At 74.2% G+C, this 17,432-nt stretch carries 16 protein-coding genes; 7 read left to right on the plus strand and 9 right to left on the minus strand.

The genetic code is table 11. The features are described 5' to 3' along the window. Nucleotides 1–120: 120 nt before the first annotated feature. On the minus strand, nucleotides 121–1,065 hold the full coding sequence (locus Srubr_RS16600) for a hypothetical protein (RefSeq protein ID WP_189989232.1): 945 nt from the start codon (nucleotides 1,063–1,065) through the stop codon (nucleotides 121–123). A 330-nt stretch (nucleotides 1,066–1,395) separates the two neighbouring features. Between Srubr_RS16600 and Srubr_RS16605 the strand changes: the two genes are divergently transcribed. Continuing rightward, nucleotides 1,396–2,067: a class F sortase gene (locus tag Srubr_RS16605; RefSeq protein ID WP_189989234.1), complete on the plus strand. Its 672-nt coding sequence runs from the start codon at nucleotides 1,396–1,398 to the stop codon at nucleotides 2,065–2,067. Nucleotides 2,068–2,079: 12 nt separating this feature from the next. Here the strand turns inward: Srubr_RS16605 and Srubr_RS16610 are convergent, their stop codons facing one another. Further along, nucleotides 2,080–2,928, minus strand: a complete 849-nt coding sequence (locus tag Srubr_RS16610) for a polysaccharide deacetylase family protein (protein WP_189989236.1) — start codon at nucleotides 2,926–2,928, stop codon at nucleotides 2,080–2,082. Nucleotides 2,929–3,200: 272 nt separating this feature from the next. Here Srubr_RS16610 and Srubr_RS16615 point away from each other — a divergent pair, with 272 nt between their 5' ends. Then, nucleotides 3,201–3,671, plus strand: a complete 471-nt coding sequence (locus Srubr_RS16615) for a universal stress protein (protein WP_189989238.1) — start codon at nucleotides 3,201–3,203, stop codon at nucleotides 3,669–3,671. A 165-nt stretch (nucleotides 3,672–3,836) separates the two neighbouring features. Further along, on the plus strand, nucleotides 3,837–5,261 hold the full coding sequence (locus Srubr_RS16620) for an amino acid permease (RefSeq protein WP_189989240.1): 1,425 nt from the start codon (nucleotides 3,837–3,839) through the stop codon (nucleotides 5,259–5,261). Here the strand turns inward: Srubr_RS16620 and Srubr_RS16625 are convergent, their stop codons facing one another. After that, nucleotides 5,262–6,425 carry a CapA family protein gene (locus Srubr_RS16625; RefSeq protein ID WP_189989242.1) on the minus strand — a complete coding sequence of 388 codons (1,164 nt, stop codon included), beginning with the start codon at nucleotides 6,423–6,425 and terminating at the stop codon, nucleotides 5,262–5,264. A gap of 216 nt (nucleotides 6,426–6,641) precedes the next feature. Here Srubr_RS16625 and Srubr_RS16630 point away from each other — a divergent pair, with 216 nt between their 5' ends. From Srubr_RS16630 to Srubr_RS16640, 3 genes are all read left to right on the plus strand, one after another. Next, nucleotides 6,642–7,190, plus strand: coding sequence for a sigma-70 family RNA polymerase sigma factor (locus Srubr_RS16630; protein ID WP_189989244.1), 549 nt, complete (start codon nucleotides 6,642–6,644; stop codon nucleotides 7,188–7,190). A 143-nt stretch (nucleotides 7,191–7,333) separates the two neighbouring features. After that, nucleotides 7,334–7,849, plus strand: coding sequence for a hypothetical protein (locus Srubr_RS16635; protein ID WP_189989246.1), 516 nt, complete (start codon nucleotides 7,334–7,336; stop codon nucleotides 7,847–7,849). A gap of 163 nt (nucleotides 7,850–8,012) precedes the next feature. Beyond that, complete coding sequence (locus Srubr_RS16640) at nucleotides 8,013–8,681, plus strand: zf-HC2 domain-containing protein (protein WP_189989248.1); 669 nt, start codon at nucleotides 8,013–8,015, stop codon at nucleotides 8,679–8,681. A 38-nt stretch (nucleotides 8,682–8,719) separates the two neighbouring features. Here Srubr_RS16640 and Srubr_RS16645 read toward each other — a convergent pair whose 3' ends face one another. The 3 genes from Srubr_RS16645 to Srubr_RS16655 all read right to left on the minus strand — a co-directional run bounded on the left by Srubr_RS16645 (nucleotide 8,720) and on the right by Srubr_RS16655 (nucleotide 12,745). Further along, complete coding sequence (locus Srubr_RS16645) at nucleotides 8,720–9,583, minus strand: Fpg/Nei family DNA glycosylase (protein WP_189989250.1); 864 nt, start codon at nucleotides 9,581–9,583, stop codon at nucleotides 8,720–8,722. A gap of 55 nt (nucleotides 9,584–9,638) precedes the next feature. Beyond that, on the minus strand, nucleotides 9,639–11,726 hold the full coding sequence (locus Srubr_RS16650; protein WP_189989252.1) for a SpoIIE family protein phosphatase: 2,088 nt from the start codon (nucleotides 11,724–11,726) through the stop codon (nucleotides 9,639–9,641). 71 nt (nucleotides 11,727–11,797) lie between these two features. Then, complete coding sequence (locus Srubr_RS16655; RefSeq protein WP_189989254.1) at nucleotides 11,798–12,745, minus strand: DUF6777 domain-containing protein; 948 nt, start codon at nucleotides 12,743–12,745, stop codon at nucleotides 11,798–11,800. 127 nt (nucleotides 12,746–12,872) lie between these two features. On the opposite strand from Srubr_RS16655, the gene Srubr_RS16660 reads away from it, so the two are divergent. Then, on the plus strand, nucleotides 12,873–14,276 hold the full coding sequence (locus Srubr_RS16660; protein ID WP_189989256.1) for a lipase maturation factor family protein: 1,404 nt from the start codon (nucleotides 12,873–12,875) through the stop codon (nucleotides 14,274–14,276). A gap of 43 nt (nucleotides 14,277–14,319) precedes the next feature. Here Srubr_RS16660 and Srubr_RS16665 read toward each other — a convergent pair whose 3' ends face one another. From Srubr_RS16665 to Srubr_RS16675, 3 genes are read right to left on the minus strand one after another with little or no spacing between them, the layout of a single operon-like run. Continuing rightward, complete coding sequence (locus tag Srubr_RS16665) at nucleotides 14,320–15,294, minus strand: aldo/keto reductase (protein ID WP_189989258.1); 975 nt, start codon at nucleotides 15,292–15,294, stop codon at nucleotides 14,320–14,322. After that, on the minus strand, nucleotides 15,291–16,049 hold the full coding sequence (locus tag Srubr_RS16670; protein WP_189989260.1) for an SDR family NAD(P)-dependent oxidoreductase: 759 nt from the start codon (nucleotides 16,047–16,049) through the stop codon (nucleotides 15,291–15,293). The genes Srubr_RS16665 and Srubr_RS16670 overlap by 4 nt, the downstream gene beginning before the upstream one ends. Next, nucleotides 16,046–17,386 (minus strand): L-fuconate dehydratase, encoded by a 1,341-nt coding sequence (locus Srubr_RS16675; RefSeq protein WP_189989262.1) that lies wholly within the window; start codon nucleotides 17,384–17,386, stop codon nucleotides 16,046–16,048. The genes Srubr_RS16670 and Srubr_RS16675 overlap by 4 nt, the downstream gene beginning before the upstream one ends. Nucleotides 17,387–17,432 lie beyond the last annotated feature (46 nt).

Raw genomic sequence — 17,432 nt, forward strand, 5'->3', positions numbered from 1 at the left:
AGGCCCCCGCCCCCGGTTCCGCCTTCCGCGGGAAGCGGGGGCGGAGGCCTGTCGTCATGTGGGTGTCCGGCGCGGGGACGGTCGCGCCGGTCCCGATGACCTCCGTGGCACACCGTGGGCTCAGGCCCCCTTCGCATGCCGGCGGCGCAGCCAGAAGGCGCCGCCGCCGACCAGGGCCGTGGCCACCAGACCGCTGCCGATGGCCATGTCGGTGGGCGTCGCGCCGCTGGTCCGGCTGCCGCCCAGGCCGCCGTTGACACCGCCGAGCACGGTGAAGGCGTCCCGGCGGGTCAGGGTGCGGCCGTCACAGCGGACGGTGACGCTGTACCGGCCGCGGCGGGCGTCGCGGTCGACGAAGGCGACGCCCCGCGCGGTGTCGTCGCGGAACGATTCCAGCCGGATGGTGCCGAAGGCGTCCGAGCTCGCGGTGCCGCCCCGGCAGCCGTTCACGATGATGGTGAGGCGGCCCCCGGCCGGGAGCACATCGGGCGTGACGAAGATGTCGTGCGAGTTGCCGAAGCCGTCGTCATGGCCCTCGCCGCCGTTCCCGTGCCCGAAGTCGCCTCCCCGGTCGCCGAAGCCCTCACCCCCACGTCCGTTGCCCCCGCCCTCGCCCCCGCGGCCGTTGCCCCCGCCTTCTCCGCCGCGGCCGTTGCCGAAGCCCTCGCCGCCATGCCCGTTCCCCTCGCCCCCGCGCCCGTTCTCCTCGCCCCCGCGCCCGTTGCCCTCGCCGCCACGCCCGTTCCCCTCTCCCCCACGGCCGTTGCCCTCCCCGCCACGGCCGTTGCCGTTGAAGTTCCCGTTTCCGTTGCCGTTGCCGTTGCCGTTGAAATTCCCGTTCCCGTTGCCGTTCCCGTTGAAATGGCCGTTGCCGTTGCCGTTCCCGGGGATGACGCCGTTGCCGCTGAAGGTGCCGATGTTGCCGGTGCCGGGGACGATGACTGTGGTGTCGGTGCCGCTCGGCCCGCCCCCGTTGCCCATGCCGTCCGCGACGGCCACGGGGACGGCGAGCCCGAGGACGGCGACCGTGGTGCACGCCGCCGTCAGGGCGCGTTGGTTGCGCATGTGTTCCTCCGCGGGAGGTCACCGGGTCCCGTCCCCGGTGGATCGGCGAGAAGCACCTCCCGGGACGACCCTCGGGCGCGCGGAACACGCCCGCATGTCGAGAATGGTCCGTCCTGGTGAGCCGACACACCGGCGTATCACCACACAATCGGATATTGCCGCAGGTCACGGACCGTCAGAAAATTCCTGGGAACGGCAACTCGGATGGCGCACCGAGCGTGCGGCCCGCCACCCGTTCGCCGATCGCCCCGTCGCCCGCCACCCGCGCGGGACTTAGCGTTTTCCCATGCGCGAGGGACGTGGCGCGACCGCGTCGAGAGGGGATGGCGAATGTCTGCGTCCAAGCTTGCCTTGCTTGCCGAAGAGGAGGAGCGGCGGAAGAGGCGCGCCCCGTGGGGCGTGATAGCGCTGGTGCTGCTGACCGGTCTGGCCCTGATCCGCAACGGCTCCGGGGAGTTCGACGTCGGACCGCCGCAGCCCGCCTCGGCGGCGGCCCCGGACGCCCACGCCACCCTCGGCGCCCTCGCGCCCGCGCCCGCCGCGCTGCCGTTCTCCCCCGTACGACGGGTGCGGATCCCGGCGATCCGGGTGGACGCCCCCGTCGTGCAGGTCGGGCTGGACCCGGAGGGCTGGGTCGCCGCGCCGCCGCCGGAGAAACCGGGCCAGGCCGGCTGGTTCACCGGCGCGGTGTCCCCCGGGGAGAAGGGCACCGCGGTCATCGTCGGCCACGTGGACAACGAGCAGGGCCCCGCCGTGTTCTACGGCCTCGGGGCGCTGCGGAAGGGCAACCAGGTCGAGGTCCTGCGCCAGGACGGCAAGACCGCCGTGTTCGAGGTCTACGGCGTCGAGGTCTTCGCGAAGAACGCCTTCCCCGGCGACCGGGTCTACGGCTCCAAGGGCGCCCCGGAACTGCGGGTCATCACCTGCGGGGGCGGCTTCTCGAAGCAGAACGGCTACGACGGCAACGTCGTCGTCTTCGCCCGCCTGGCCGCGGTCGTCTGAACCGGGACGCCCTCACACCCGCCGGCGCGGCACGGTGAGGTGATAGCCGGAGTCCAGCAGATGGGGCAGCCATTCGCGGATCGCGCGGACGGTCTGCGAACGGTCGCCCCCGGCGTCGTGGGAGAGCACCACGACGCCGGGGGCGGCGCCGCTCTCCACCTGGTCGACGATGGTGTCGGTGCCGGGCTCCATCCAGTCGGTGGTGTCCACGGTCCAGGCCATCGGCTCCATGCCCATCTCGGCGCCGAGCTGGAAGGTGGCCCGGTTCCAGGCACCGTAGGGGGCGCGGAACCACTGGGGGCGGTCGCCGTAGGTGTCCTCGATGATGTCGCTGGTGCGCTCCATCTCGGAGCGGATCTCCTCGCGGCCGAGGGTCGTCAGCAGCGGGTGGGTCCAGGTGTGGTTGCCGACGACATGGCCCTCCTCGGCCATCCGGGCCAGCAGTTCCCTGTTGTCCACGACGCACTCCCCGCAGACGAAGAACATGGCCCGGACCCGGTGCCGGGCGAGGGTGTCGAGGATGTGCGGGGTGTAGTCCGGGTGGGGGCCGTCGTCGAAGGTCAGCACCATGCGCCGGCCGCTGCCGGAGATCCGCAGGATGGGTTCGTCGCGCACCTTGAGCTTGCGGGGCGGGGTGCGCGGCGGCCCGTATCCGGTGAGCGGCTGGAGCCGGAAGGCGGAGGGTCCCAGGGCGGGGCGGGCCTGGGGACCGGGTGCGGCCGCGGGGGCGGGGGCCGCGGCGGCCCGGACGGTCTCCTCGCCGTCGCTCGCCAGGACGGCTCCCGCGGTGCCCGCCGAACCGAGCGCGGCGACACCGGCGAGGAGCATCCGGCGCCGCGTGAACAACTGATCCTTCTGCATGACCCATCAGTCGCCCGGCCGGACTCCGCCGCACCGCAACGCCGTCGGTGCGGCGCGGTAATGCACCCGGACAGCGGAGCGGACGGACGCGTCCGCAGCAGCCTCCTCCCCCGCGCACACGCGTCCGCAGCAGCCTCCTCCCCCGCGCACACGCGTCCGCGGCGACCTTCCGTCACGCGCTCCCGCGGCGCCCGCCCGCCGTGCCCGTGGCACCGCGCCCGGCGGCGGCCCCGGCCCTGCGCGGGAACAGTGGGTTCCGCTAGCCTCGGGGCGTGACGGAACAGCACGAACAGCCCGCGCACACGTTCGAGCGGGGCACGGACGGCCCGAAGGTCATCGTCGTCGGCGTGGACGGCTCGGACTCCTCGTTGCGCGCCGCCGCGTACGCCGGAGGGCTGGCCCGGCGCCAGCACGCGCTGCTGGCCGTGGTGTACGTGCAGCCGGTGCTCGCGGCGGGCGCGGCGCTCGGGGCGCCTGTGGCGGACACCACCGACGAGATCGCCGAGGACCTGATCACGCAGATCCGGGAGGCGGCCGAGCGGGTCAAGGGCATATTCGAGGTGCGCTGGGAGTTCCACACCTTCCGCAGCGACCCCTACGGCGGGCTGGTGAAGGCGGCGGACGAACTGAAGGCGGACGCGGTGGTGGTGGGCGCCTCGGAGCAGGCCGGCCACCGGATCGTCGGTTCGGTGGCGGTCCGCCTGGTGAAGGCGGGCCGCTGGCCGGTGACGGTCGTGCCGTAGACCGCCCGGCGGCGTCGCTCCGGCCGGGACCGGCGGGCGCGAGGGGACGTGTCCGGCGGGTACCCGGACGGCGCCCCGGGCCGTGCGTGGCGTCTTCCCTGGGCGGCGGTGCTGAGACATCATGATCCGCCGTCAGCCGTTGCCGTGGGCGAAGAGGTGAGACGCATGGGCAGGCTCCGCGCGGGCCAGGGGATTCTCCGCCGCAAACCCATCGAGCACATCGAGGAGACGGAGGTCGGTGAGGGCACCCGGCTGGAGAGGTCGCTGGGGCTGTGGCAGCTCACCGCGATCGGGGTGGGCGGCATCATCGGCGCGGGCGTGTTCACGCTGGCCGGTACGGTGGCCAACGGCACGGCCGGGCCCGCGGTGCTGGTGTCCTTCCTCATCGCCGGTGTGGCGAGCGCCTGCGCGGCGCTGTCGTACGCCGAGTTCGCCGGGATGATCCCGAAGGCGGGGTCGGCCTACACCTACGGGTACGCGGTGCTCGGCGAGTTCGCGGGCTGGTTCATCGGCTGGGACCTGCTGCTGGAGTACACCGCGATCGTCTCCGTGGTGGCCATCGGCATCTCCGGCTACTTCGGCTTCCTGGTCAGGGAGATGGGCGCCGATCTGCCGCAGTGGATGCTGGGCGCGCCCGGCACCGGCGGCGGGCACCGGGTCGACCTGTTCGCGGCCGTGCTGTGCCTGCTCATCGCCTGGCTGCTGAACCTGGGCATCCGCAGCGCGGCCCGGTTCGAGACGTTCGTGGTCGCCCTGAAGGTGCTGGTGGTGCTGCTGGTGATCGGGGTGGCCGTGTTCCACATCGACACCGGGAACTACCAGCCGTTCTTCCCGTACGGGATCGGCGGGGCGTTCACCGGCGCGGCCACGGTGTTCTTCGCGGTGTTCGGCTACGACGCGATGTCGACGGCGGCCGAGGAGTCCAAGGACGCCCAGCGGCACATGCCGAAGGCGATCGTCTACTCGCTGGTCATCTCGATGGTGCTGTACGTGGCGGCCTGCCTGGTGCTGACGGGCATGCAGAACTACAAGGAGATCGACAAGGAGAGCGGCTTCTCCACGGCGTTCAAGTCGGTGGGCCTCGGCGCGCTGGCCGACGTGATCGCGGTCGGGGCGATCATCGGCATCCTCACGGTGATGTTCACGTTCATGCTGGGTGTGACCCGGGTGTGGTACGCGATGTCCCGGGACGGCCTGCTGCCCACGTGGTTCGCCAAGACGCACCCGACACGGCACGTGCCGACCCGGGTGACCTGGATCGTGGGGGTGGCGTCCGCGGCCATCGCCGGCTTCGTCCCGATCGCCGAGGCGGCCGAGCTGACCAACATCGGCATCCTGCTGGCGTTCGTGGTGGTGTGCGCGGCGGTGATCGTGCTGCGCTACCGGCAGCCGGACCTGCCGCGCACCTTCCGCACGCCGGGGATGCCGGTCGTGCCCGCGCTGGGGGTGCTCTTCTCCGTCTGGCTGATCACGTTCCTGCAGTGGCAGACCTGGGTGCGGTTCGCGATCTGGTTCGCGCTCGGCTGTGTCATCTACTTCGGCTACTCCTACCGGCGTTCGGTGCTGGCCTCCGGGCGGACCGGCGACTGATCACTCGGCCATGACCAGGCCGTCCTGGTCCGCGCCGCGGCTGAGGACCACGTCCCGGATCCGGTCGCGGGCCCCCTCCAGCTCGGCGCCCTGGGTGATGGCCCGGCCCAGATCGACCACCCGGCCGGCGTCGAGGTCGTACAGCTGGGGGACGAACTCGGCCCGCACCACCCGCCAGGGTCCGCCCGGCCGGTCCGGCGGGGCGAAGGTGAAGCGGCCGAGCGTGGACTCGTTGCCGCGCGGGTCCGGGGCGCCCCGCTGGTCGTGGAGCGGCCCGGCGATCTGGTCGCCCAGTCCGTAGACCACCCAGGTCCCGTTGACCTTCTCGTACGCCTGGGGGACGTGGGCGGAGGTGCCGAGGATCAGGTCGATGTCCGGGCGGCCGTCGGTGGCCGAGGCGGTGAGGCGTCCGGCGAGGGCGAGCTGGAGCCGGTCGGGTTCTTCCTGGCCCTCGGTGCCCCAGTCCACGGAGACCACGACCACGTCGGCGCCGCCCCGCCGGGCGGCGCGGGCGTCGGCGATGATCCGGTCGGCGTCGATCAGGTTGACCGCCCAGGGCCGGCCGTCGGGCGCCGGGTAGCCGGTGGCGGAGGTGTACGACAGGTGGGCGACCCGGGCGCCGCCGGCCCGGTGGAGCACGACCGAGCGGGCCTCGGTCTCGCTGCGGGCGGTCCCGCTGTGCCGCAGCCCGGCCCGGTCCAGGGCGTCCAGGGTGCGCGCGACACCGGCGGCGCCGTCGTCCAGGGCGTGGGCGGAGGCGGTGGAGCAGCCGTCGTAGCCGGTGGCGGCGAGGTCCTCGGCGAGCCGCGGCGGGGCGGTGAGCGGGGGCCCGCCGGTGGGGTCGCCCTCAGGGCCGTAGCCGGTGGCGAGGTGACACAGCGCCAGGTCGGCGCCGGAGACGACCGGTTGGACGGCGGAGAGCATGGGGCGGAAGTCGTGGCCGTCGCCGCCGGCGTCGTAGGCGGCCCGTTCGACGACGGTGGCGTGCGCCAGGATGTCCCCGGAGGCGACCAGGGTGAAGGGGCCGGCCGCGGCGGGCGCCGGGGACGCCGGGGGTGCCGCGTGCCCCGGTGTGCCGGGTTCCCGGTACTGGTTCCGGCAGGCCGCCCCGGCCGCGAGGACGGCGGTCAGGACCAGCGCCACCTGCTTGGTGCGTCCGATCATCAACTCACCCCAGAGTCGTCGTGTGGACAGACGAAGCCGTGACGGGCATATGGGTATGAAGCTGATGCGTCGGATAAACAGCCCGGGTGGCGTCGTTAGCCCGTCCGGTGTCCCGGGCACCGCCCGGCCGACCGTTCGCCGACGCGATCGACCGTCCGTCGCACAACCCGCTCCGCCCCCCTGTCCGCCGGACGCGGCCTGCGCTGCCATACGGCCATGACGGCCGGAACCTCACTCACCCACGGGACGACGACCGCCGAGCACGAGCTGGCCGCGCTCCAGCGCGAGCACGGCGGTCCGCTGTTCGCCCTGCTGCTCAGGCTGTGCGACGGGGACCGCCAGCGCGCCGAGGACCTCGTCCAGGAGACCCTGGTGCGCGCCTGGCAGCATCCGGAGGCGCTGCACGCCGACGACTTCGACTCGGTACGGCCCTGGCTGCTGACCGTGGCCCGGCGCCTGGCGATCGACGCCCGCCGGGCGCGGCGGGCCCGGCCGCCCGAGACCGGTGACGAGGTCCCCGAGAACGCGCGGGTGACCGCCGACCACGCCGAGCGGGCCGCGGCGATGCTCGATGTCCGGGAGGCTGTGAAGACACTCACTCCCGCCCACCGTGACGTGCTCGTGCTCGTGTACTTCCGTGGGGCCAGTGTGGCGGAAGCGGCCGAGACCCTGGGGATTCCACCGGGTACCGTGAAGTCCCGCGCGTACTACGCGCTGCGCGCCCTGCGCCGGGTCCTCCCGGGTTACGCGGCCGACCTGCGGTGAAACCGGAAGGCTGGTCAAACCTCGGTAAAGCGCCTTGCTGTGGTCCCCGTTCGGGCATGGGCTGTCCTCATCCGCGTTCCGGACGGGGGTCCGGGCCCGCAGGTTCGGGCGACGCGTACGCACCGGAGGAAGGGCAGGAAGGGATGCTGCACAGAGGTCACGAGAGCACGGACGGTACCGGCGGCGGTGAACTGGCCGTCCCGATGGCCTGGTTGTACGCCGAGTACATCGCCGACGAGCTGCTGCGCACCGGCGATCTGATGCCGCCGACGTCCTTCGAGTTCCGGGCCGGCCGGGACGCGCTGGCGCTGACCGTCTTCCTGTCCGACACCGACGGGGAGCTGTCCGGCATCCGGGTGATCTCCCAGCTGGAGAACTGGCTGGCGCTGACCGCCTACGACCAGCCGTGGCGGGACTGGGTGCGGGCGCGCATGGCCGAGCGGACCGAGCGGGCGGCCGGCTCCGGCGCTCCCTGCCCGGATCTGGCGCTGGCCGCCGACGCCTGGCGCTGGCTGGAGGAGACCGAGCTGCTCGCGCCGGACCTGGACGCGGTGCCGGGCGGCGGGCCGGTGTTCGGGGAGGACGACGGCCCGAAGGTGTGGACACCGGCCTGGCGGCTGGGGCTGCCGCTGGGGCACCTCGCGATCCACCTGTTCTGAGTCTTCGTCCGCGTCTTCCGCGACGCACGCCGGTCCACGGCCGGGCCGCCGGCGCCTGCCTCGGTCACGATCGTGTGCGCGCCTTGAGCGCTCCGGTGGTCCGCCGCGTACGGGTGGGGGCGCGGAGCAGCCCCGCCCGCACCCATCGGCACGAGGATTCGGCATGAGGTCCCCGGAACGGCATCGCGACGCCGGCGCGTACGCGCTCGGCGTGCTGGACGCGGCGGAGGCATTCCGCTTCGAGGACCACCTCATGGAGTGCCCCCGGTGCGCGGCCCACGTGACCGGGTTCGGGCCCACCACCCGACAGCTGATGCTCTACCGCCGGGCCACCGCGCCGTTCGCGCACACCTTGGCCCAGCCCGGCCCTTGGCGGCTGGACCGGCTGCTCGGCGAGCCGGCGCGCCTGCGCCGGCTGCGCCGCTGGCGGCTCGGGTACGGGCTGGCCGCCTCGGTGGTGCTGGCCGCGGCCGGTACGGGGTCCGTGGTCTTCACCGGACACGCGGAGCCGCCGGACCCACGGACCACCAGGGTCGCCTCGGCCACCGATCCGCGTACCGGGGTGTGGGCGCGGGTCACCTCGGCGGACCAGGAGTGGGGCAGCGAGCTGCGTGTGGAGGCGGGGGACGGCGCCGGGCCGCCACGCCCCCGCCTGCTGGTCGCGGTCGGCCGGGACGGCTCCGAACAGGTCGTGGCCGGCTGGTCCGGCCCGGGCGCGGGCGGCCGGCCGGTCACCGTGCTCGGGGCCACGGCGCTGCGCCCGGACCGGATCGCCCGTTACGAGGTCCGCACGGCGCGGGGAAAGGTGCTGGTCACGGTCCGGGGACGGTGACGGGGCGCGCCGTCCGGTGACGGGGCGGGCCGTCGGCCTCACTTCAGCAGCCGGGACAGCCTGCGGTCGGCCAGCGGCTTGCCGCCCGTCTGGCAGGTCGGGCAGTACTGGAGCGAGGAGTCGCTGAAGGAGACCTCACGAATGGTGTCGCCGCACACCGGGCACGGTTCACCGGTGCGGCCGTGGACGCGCAGACCGCCCTTCTTCTCCGCCTTCAGCCGGCCCGCCGCCAGGCCCCGGGCCCGCTCGACCGCCTCGCCGAGCGTGCCGCGCAGCGCCGCGTAGAGCCGGCGGGCCTCCTCCGGGGTGAGGGAGGCCGCGAGCTTGAACGGGGACATCCGCGCGGCGTGCAGGATCTCGTCGCTGTAGGCGTTGCCGACGCCCGCGATCAGCGACTGGTCGCGCAGGGCGCCCTTCAGCTGCCGCCGTTCGTCCCGGAGCAGGGCGGCGAAGCGGTCCTCGGTGAAGTCCTCGGCGAGCGGGTCGGGGCCGAGGCGGGCGATGCCCGGCACCTCGGCGGGGTCGCGGACCACGTACACGGCGAGGCGTTTCTGGGTGCCGGCCTCGGTCAGGTCGAAGCCCTCGCCGGTCTCCAGCGCCACGCGCAGTGCCAGCGGTCCCTTGCCGGGCCTCGGCGGGCCGTCCGGGAGCGGGTCGCGCCACTGGAGCCAGCCCGCGCGGGCCAGATGGACGACCAGGTGGAGTCCGCCGTCCGTCTCGATGTCCAGGAACTTGCCGTGCCGGCGCACGGCGGTCACCTCGGCGCCCTCGACGGCACCGGGCGGAGGGTCGTACGTCTTCAGCACGCTCACGGCGACCGGCAGCAGCCGCACCACCCGGCGGCCGGCCAGGTGCTCGGTCAGGAAGTCCGTCAGCGCTTCCACCTCGGGCAGTTCGGGCATACGTACAGGGTGCCAGCCGGCACCGACAACGCCACGTCGCCGCCGGGCGCGGTGGCTACGGCAGCCGGAACTCGCACCACACCGCCTTGCCGGAGCCCCGCGCCTGGACGCCCCAGGCGTCGGCGAGCCGCTCCACCAGGAGCAGGCCGCGGCCGAACACACCGCTCTCGCCCGCGTCGCGGCGCCGCGGCAGGGCGCTGGAGCAGTCCTCGACCTCGATGCGCAGCCGGCGCTCGGAGCCCTCCAGAACCCGCACGGTGACGACCGCGGAGCCCCCGGTGTGCAGCAGGGCGTTGGTGATCAGTTCGTCGGCCACCAGCTCGATCTCGTCGGACGGTGCGCGGGCGCCCCAGGCCCGGGCGGTGGCGCGGACCAGGTGCCGGGCCTGGGCGAGGCCCTCCGGATCGCCGGCCGCCACGTGCTGCCGGAGCCGGCGGCCGGGCCGGGCGGCCCGCGCGGCGCGGCGGCGCAGCAGGAGCAGCGCCACGTCGTCTTCGCCGCCGCGCTCCTCGGCCGCCTGGATCAGCCGGTCGGCGAGGGCCTCCACCTCGGCGGGTCCCTCGCACACCAGCCCCATGAGGCCGGACATGCCGTCGTCCAGATCGGTGCCGGGCAGCTCCACCAGTCCGTCGGTGCACAGCAGCAGCGTGCTGCCGGGGTCGAGTTCCAGGGTGGCGACGGGGTACTCCAGCCGGCCGAACTCGGCGGACAGGCCGAGCGGCAGCCCGCCCTCGACGGGGACGCGGGAGCAGCGGCCGTCGCGGTGGCGCAGCAGCGGGTCGATGTGCCCGGCGCGGACCATCTGCACGACCCCGGTGGCCAGGTCGGTCTCGGCGTACAGGCAGGTGGCGAACCGGTCGGTGTCGAGTTCGTGCAGGAAGACGGAGGCCCGGGCCATCACGGTGGCCGGGGTGTGACCCTCGGTGGCGTAGGCGCGCAGCACGATCCGCAGCTGGCCCATGACGGCGGCGGCGTGCGTGTCGTGGCCCTGGACGTCCCCGATGACCGCGCCGACCCGGCCTTCTCCCGAGGGGGTGTCCCCGGGCAGCGGGATCAGGTCGTACCAGTCGCCGCCGATGTCCCGGCCCAGGGCGGCCGAGCGGTAGCGCACCGCGATGTCGGCGCCGCGCACGCTGGGGATGGAGCGGGGCAGCATGGCCTGCTGGAGGCCCTGGGCGAGGTCCTTCTCCTGCTCGAAGAGCATGGCGCGCATCAGGCTCTGCGCGATGCTGCTGCCGAGCGCGACGAGGACGGCGCGTTCCTCGGCGGAGAAGCCGCGCCGGTCGTCGTAGAGCAGGCCCATCGCGCCGATCGGGCGGGCCTGGGCGATCAGCGGGAGGTAGGCGGCCGAGGTGATGCGCAGGCCGGTGAGGTGCGGCCACAGGATGGGGTAGTGCGCGGCGAACTCCTCCGGTGACTCGATGAACCGGGGGCTGAGGGTGCGTACGACCTCGCTCATCGGGTACGGCTCGTCGATCCGGGTGACCCGGGTGCCGGGGACGAAGCTGCCCGCGGGGCCCTCGGCCACCAGCCGGATGCGGCCGGCCTCCACCAGGCCCATCACCAGGCTGGTCGCGCCCAGGTGGCGGACGCCGTGGGTGTCCTTGAGCACGTCGATGACGTCCTGGACGCTGCGGGCGTGGGCGAGGGCGGCGGAGATGACCTGGACGACGCCGGTCTGCTGCCGGAACGCCTCCTCCTGGGCGGACCGGAGGCTGCGTGCCGTGCTGTCGGCGAGTTCCTCGGTGGCGTCGCGGAGGATGCCGACGACGCGGTGCGGGCGGCCGGAGTCGTCGCGGCGCAGGCGGCCCCGGGTGTGTGTCCAGCGCATGGTGCCGTCGCGGCAGCGGATGCGGAAGTAGGCGCTGTAGTGGTCGCTGCCGTCCTTGATCGCCCGGGCGACGGTGGCGTCGAGCCGGGCGGCCTCCGGCGGGGGCACCCGGAGGGCGTTCAGGGTGTCCAGGCGCCCGTCGTACTCCTCGGGCGGCAGGTCGAGCACCTCGAGGGCCTGGGCGTCCAGGTGGAACAGACCGGCGTCCAGGTCCCAGTCGAAGCTGCCCATGCCGTTGAGCGCGAGGACCGGGTCCGGGCGGACGGGCCGGTCCTCCGGGAGTGACAGGGCGCTCGCACCCCGATCGGCCATGGGGCCACCTTGCCAGCATCCGGCCGATTCTTCGACTCGCCGACCGGGCCGCGGGCGCGAGGGGCCCACGCTCAGGCGCCGCCGGCCGCGGGGAGGCCAGGGGTGCCGGGCCCGCCGGGCGGCGCGCTGGGCGTCCGGGTGGTCGGAGCCGTACGGCTCGGTGCCCTGTCCGCCGGGGTGGTCGGGGCCGTCGGGGCCGGGGTCGCGGTCGCGCGGGTCGTCGGGGACGGGCTGGTGGTGGTCCGGGCGGGCGGGGGGACGACGCGGTCCCGGCGGACGTCGTGGCCGGTCCGGCGCTCGGTCCAGGTGCGGTGCCCGGCGTCGACGAGGGTGAGGCTGGTGACGGCCCGGGGTGCCGGGCTGACCACGATCACCTTGTTCGGCCGGTACCCGGGCCACGGTGTGCCCCGCGCGCTGGCCCCGCCGCGGGTCGGCGCGGGCGGTGCGAGCGGGTTGCCGCAGGCGCAGCGCACCCGCGGCAGGCCCCGGTCGTCCACCAGGACGGCGGTGCCCGCCTGGAGCACGGCCTGGTAGTCGTCCGCCCGGCGGGCCTGGTAGGCGTGGTTGGTGACGCGGGTGTCGGCGCCGAGCACGACCGGGGTCAGGCCGCGCAGATAGCCGGGGAGCGCCGCCCGCCGGACCCCGACGACACCGGCGAAGGCGTCGGCCCTGGCCGGGTCCGCGGCCAGGTAGCGGATGTGCCGCTCGACATCGCAGCGGGCGACGCGCGGGCTGCCGCGGTACAGACCGGGGGTCGCCCCGGACACCGTACGGGCCGCGCGCAGGGGCGCCGCCAGCTCACCGGCGGAGGCCTTGGCGCCGATCCGGGGGGACTCGGAGGCGGCGGGGCCGGTCGCCGTCGAGTCGGTGAAGGGCCCGGGCCCCCGCTCCCCGGCGGCCTGGAGGAAGACGAGGTCGCCCACCCGGGTCTGCTTCACGCCCGCACCCGCGCAGCCGGCGGCCAGCAGCGCCACCGACAGCACGCAGGCCGTGACCAGGGTTCGGGTGGGTATCCGCACCGCACACTCCACATCACTATGGGTGATTACGCCCTATTGTTGGCATTGCTCAGGTTTGGCTGGCAACTCGGGGAACGCCGCGCCGGGAGTGGCGACGGCGACGCCGTACGGAAGGGCGCGCACAGCCGTGGACTGGTTCACCGCACCCGACTACTGGCTGAGCCGGCTGGTCCTCCAGCGGGCTCTGGCCGCCGTCTACCTGGTCGCGTTCCTGACGGCGGCCCTGCAGTTCCGGGCCCTGCTGGGCGAACGCGGCATGCTGCCCGTCACCCGCTTCACGGCCCGGGTGCCCTTCCGGCGCGCCCCCAGCCTGTTCCAGCTGCACTACTCCGACCGCTTCTTCGCGGGGTGCGCCTGGGCGGGGTGCGCGGTGTCGGCGGCGCTGCTGGCCGGGGCGGACTCGGCGCTGCCGCTGTGGGCGGGGATCGTGCTGTGGCTGGTGCCGTGGGCGCTGTACCTGTCGATCGTGAACGTGGGCCAGACGTGGTACGCGTTCGGCTGGGAGTCGCTGCTGCTGGAGACCGGTTTCCTGGCCGCGTTCCTCGGCAACGACGAGGTGGCGCCGCCGGTCGTCGTGCTCTTCCTGCTGCGCTGGATCCTGTTCCGGGTGGAGTTCGGCGCGGGGCTGATCAAGCTGCGTGGCGACGCCTGCTGGCGGAAGCTGACCTGTCTGGACTACCACCACGAGACCCAGCCGATGCCGGGCCCGCTGAGCTGGTTCTTCCACCATCTGCCCCGGCCGCTGCACCGGGTGGAGGTGGCCGCCAACCACGTCACCCAGCTGGTCGTGCCGTTCCTGCTGTTCGCCCCGCAGCCCATCGCCTCGGCCGCCGCCGCCCTGATGATCGTCACCCAGCTGTGGCTGGTGCTCTCCGGGAACTTCTCCTGGCTGAACTGGATCACCATCGTGCTCGCCCTGTCCGCGCTGCGGCTGCCGGCGACGGCGCCCTCGGTGCCCGCGGCGCCGTTGTGGTACGAGGTGCTGGTGCTCGCGGTCGGCGCGCTGCTGGTCTTCCTCAGCTACCACCCCGTGCTGAACATGATCTCCCGCCGCCAGGTGATGAACCGCTCCTTCGACCCGCTGCACCTGGTGAACACCTACGGCGCGTTCGGCAGCGTCAGCCGGGTCCGCTACGAGGTGGTGGTCGAGGGCACCCTGGACGAGCGGCCGCACGCGGACTCCGACTGGCGGGAGTACGACTTCAAGGGCAAGCCCGGTGATCCCCGGCGCTGGCCGCGCCAGTTCGCCCCCTACCACCTGCGCCTGGACTGGCTGATGTGGTTCGCCGCGCTGTCGCCCGCGTACGCCGGTGAGTGGTTCGGCGGCCTGGTGGAGCGCCTGCTGGAGAACGACCGGGACACCCTCAGGCTGCTGCGCCGTTCCCCGTTCCCGCCGGACACCCCGCCCCGCTATGTCCGCGCCCGGCTGTTCCGCTACCGGTACACCGGCTGGCGGGAGCTCCGGGAGACGGGGGCGTGCTGGGAGCGGACGTATGTGCGGGAGTATCTGCCGCCGACGCGGCTGGCGTAGCCGGTTCGGAGGCGGCAGCCGGCTCAGGGGGCGTGGAGGCGGGTCACGGCGGCTCCTCCGCCGCCGGGGGCAGCAGGCCGTCGTCGCGCAGCTCCCGCCAGAAGGCGTCCGGCACCGGCGTGGTGAACTGCTCGGCGCAGTCGTGGACTTCGGCCGCCGAACGGGCGCCGGCCAGGACGCTCGCCACGGCCGGGTGCGCGGTGCAGAAGGCCAGGGCCGCGGCGCGCAGGGTGGTGCCGTGCCGCTCGGCCGCCGCCTTCAGCCGCAGGGCGCGGTCCAGCAACTCCCTCGGGGCGCGGGTGTAGTCGTACGTCGCCCCGGGCGCCGGCGCCGCCAGCAGACCGGAGTTGAAGGCACCGCCGACGACCACCGCCACCCCGCGCCGCAGCGCTTCGGGCAGCAGCGCGTCGGCCGCGCTCTGGTCGAGCAGGGTGTACCGGCCGGCGCACAGCACCACGTCCACGTCGGTGTCGCGGACGAACCGGGTGAGCATCCCGGCCTGGTTCATGCCGGCGCCGATCGCGCCCACCACGCCTTCCGCGCGCAGCCGTTCCAGGGCCGGGTAGCCCTCTCGGAAGGCCTGTTCGGCGTGGTCGTCGGGGTCGTGGAGGTAGACGACGTCGACCCGGTCGAGGCCGAGGCGGTCCAGGCTCGCCTCCAGGGTGCGGCGGACGCCGTCGGCGCTGAAGTCCCACACGCGCCGGTGGGTCGCGGGGACGGCGTAGCCGTGGGCGCGGTCGTCGCCGGTGCCGTCGGCCGGCTCCAGGCGGCGGCCGACCTTGGTGGAGAGGGTGTAGCTCGCGCGGTCGTAGGCGCGCAGGGCCGCCCCCAGGCGCCGTTCGGACAGGCCGAGGCCGTAGTGCGGGGCGGTGTCGAAGTAGCGGATGCCGCGCTCCCAGGCGGCCCGGACCGCCGCGTGCGCCTGCTCCTCGCTCACCGGGGTGTACAGGTTGCCGAGGGCGGCGGCGCCGAAGCCGAGCCGGGTGACCTGGACGCCGGTGCGGCCGAGGACGGTCACCGGTGCGCCGCCGGCCGCGGCCTGAGGCCCTGCATGCCGCCGTCGACGGCGAGCGCGGTGCCGGTGGTGGCGCCGGCCAGGGGGCTGGCCAAGTAGGCGATGGCGGCGGCCACTTCGGCGGCGGAGACGAGTCGTCCGGTGGGCTGGCGGGCCTCCAGCGCGGCGCGTTCGGCGGCCGGGTCGGGGGCCGCGCCCAGCAGCCGGCCGATCCACGGGGTGTCCACCGTACCGGGGTTGACGCAGGTGACGCGGATGCCCTCGCGGACGTGGTCGGCGGCCATGGCGAGGGTCAGGGAGTACACGGCGCCCTTGGTCGCGCTGTACAGGGCGCGTTGCGGCAGGCCCGCGGTGGCCGCGACGGAGCAGGTGTTGACGATCGCGGCGTGGGCGGAGCGGCGCAGGTGGGGCAGGCAGGCGCGGGCGGTGCGGACCATGCCGAGAACGTTGACGTCGAAGACGTGCCGCCACTCGTCGTCGGTGTTGTCCTCGACGGTGCCCTGGGCGCCGACGCCCGCGTTGTTGACCAGGATGTCCAGGCCGCCCAGCGCACCGGCGGCCTCCTGCACGGCGGCGCGCACCGAGGCGTCGTCGGTGACGTCGGCGCGCCAGGCCCGCAACGGTTCGGGCACCTGGGTGGGGTCCAGGTCGAGTACGGCGACCTGCGCGCCGCGCTCGGCGAGGAGAGCGGCGGTGGCCCGGCCGATGCCGGACGCGCCCCCGGTGACCAGGGCCTTCAGGCCCGTGAATTCGCTCATGCCGACTGTCCCTTCCGGTCGTCGGGACCGGCGGACCAGTAGGTGCCGCCGGGGAAGGTGTAGTGCGCGAGGGCTTCGGGGCGCAGGGCCGCGGAGAAGCCGGGCGCGGTGGGTGCCGTGTAGTGGCCCGCGCGGATCACCACCGGGTCGAGGAAGTGCTCGTGCAGGTGGTCGACGTACTCGATGACCCGGTCCTCGGTGCTGCCGGTGACGGCCACGTAGTCGAACATCGCCAGGTGCTGGACGAGTTCGCACAGGCCGACGCCGCCGGCGTGCGGGCACACGGGGACGCCGGACTTGGCGGCGAGCAGCAGGACGGCGAGGTTCTCGTTGACGCCGCCGACGCGGGCCGCGTCGAGTTGCACGATGTCGACGGCGCCGGCCTGGAGGAGCTGTTTGAAGACGATCCGGTTGTGGGCGTGTTCGCCGGTGGCGACCTTGACCGGTGCCACGGCCCGGCGGATCGCCGCGTGGCCGAGGATGTCGTCGGGGCTGGTGGGCTCCTCGATCCAGTACGGGTCGAACGCGGCGAGCGCCTTGGTCCAGGAGATCGCCTCGTCCACGTTCCAGCGCTGGTTGGCGTCGACGGCCAGGCGGATGTCCGGTCCGACGGCCGCGCGGGCGACCCGGCAGCGGCGCACGTCGTCCGCGAGATCGGCGCCGACCTTCAGCTTGATCTGCCGGAAGCCGTCGGCCACCGCCTGGCGGGCGAGCCGGGCGAGCTTGTCGTCGTCGTAGCCGAGCCAGCCGGGCGAGGTGGTGTAGGCGGGGTAACCGGCCTCCAGCAGGCGGGCCGTGCGCCGGCCGGCGCCGACCCGGCCCCGGCGCAGCAGCGTCAGCGCCTCCTTGGGGGTGAGGGCGTCCGTCAGATAGCGGAAGTCGATCTGGCGCACCAGCCATTCGGGCTCGGCCTGGGCGAGCAGCCGCCACAGGGGCTTGCCCGCGCGCTTGGCGGCGAGGTCCCAGACGGCGTTGACCACGGCGCCGGTCGCCATGTGCAGCACGCCCTTCTCGGGGCCGAGCCAGCGCAGTTGGCTGTCGCCGGTCAGGTCCCGGTACAGCGTGCCCGGGTCGGCGCACAGCTCCTCGACGGACCGGCCGACCACGTGGTGGCGCAGCGCGTGGATCGCGGCGACCTGGATCTCGTTGCCGCGTCCGATGGTGAACGCGAAGCCGTGTCCCTCCGGTCCGTCCTCGGCGTCGGTGCGCAGCACGAGGTAGGCGGCCGAGTAGTCGGGGTCCGGGTTCATCGCGTCGGAGCCGTCGAGTGCGCGCGAGGTGGGGAACCGGATGTCGTAGGTGTCGACCGCGGTGATGCGGGCGGGCGTCGGGGACACGGGGGGCCTTTCGGTCCGGGCGGTGTTCGCGTGCGGCCAGCCGAGC

Source organism: Streptomyces rubradiris, from assembly GCF_016860525.1.
In the GTDB taxonomy this organism is placed as follows: Bacteria; Actinomycetota; Actinomycetes; order Streptomycetales; family Streptomycetaceae; genus Streptomyces; species Streptomyces rubradiris.

Bases quoted from the DNA above. Each gene is read 5' to 3' on its own strand.
- Srubr_RS16600 (WP_189989232.1), bottom strand. From the start codon at position 1,065: ATGCGCAACCAACGCGCCCTGACGGCGGCGTGCACCACGGTCGCCGTC.
- Srubr_RS16605 (WP_189989234.1), top strand. From the start codon at position 1,396: ATGTCTGCGTCCAAGCTTGCCTTGCTTGCCGAAGAGGAGGAGCGGCGG.
- Srubr_RS16610 (WP_189989236.1), bottom strand. From the start codon at position 2,928: ATGCAGAAGGATCAGTTGTTCACGCGGCGCCGGATGCTCCTCGCCGGT.
- Srubr_RS16620 (WP_189989240.1), top strand. From the start codon at position 3,837: ATGGGCAGGCTCCGCGCGGGCCAGGGGATTCTCCGCCGCAAACCCATC.
- Srubr_RS16625 (WP_189989242.1), bottom strand. From the start codon at position 6,425: ATGATCGGACGCACCAAGCAGGTGGCGCTGGTCCTGACCGCCGTCCTC.
- Srubr_RS16630 (WP_189989244.1), top strand. From the start codon at position 6,642: ATGACGGCCGGAACCTCACTCACCCACGGGACGACGACCGCCGAGCAC.
- Srubr_RS16635 (WP_189989246.1), top strand. From the start codon at position 7,334: ATGCTGCACAGAGGTCACGAGAGCACGGACGGTACCGGCGGCGGTGAA.
- Srubr_RS16640 (WP_189989248.1), top strand. From the start codon at position 8,013: ATGAGGTCCCCGGAACGGCATCGCGACGCCGGCGCGTACGCGCTCGGC.
- Srubr_RS16645 (WP_189989250.1), bottom strand. From the start codon at position 9,583: ATGCCCGAACTGCCCGAGGTGGAAGCGCTGACGGACTTCCTGACCGAG.
- Srubr_RS16650 (WP_189989252.1), bottom strand. From the start codon at position 11,726: ATGGCCGATCGGGGTGCGAGCGCCCTGTCACTCCCGGAGGACCGGCCC.
- Srubr_RS16670 (WP_189989260.1), bottom strand. From the start codon at position 16,049: ATGAGCGAATTCACGGGCCTGAAGGCCCTGGTCACCGGGGGCGCGTCC.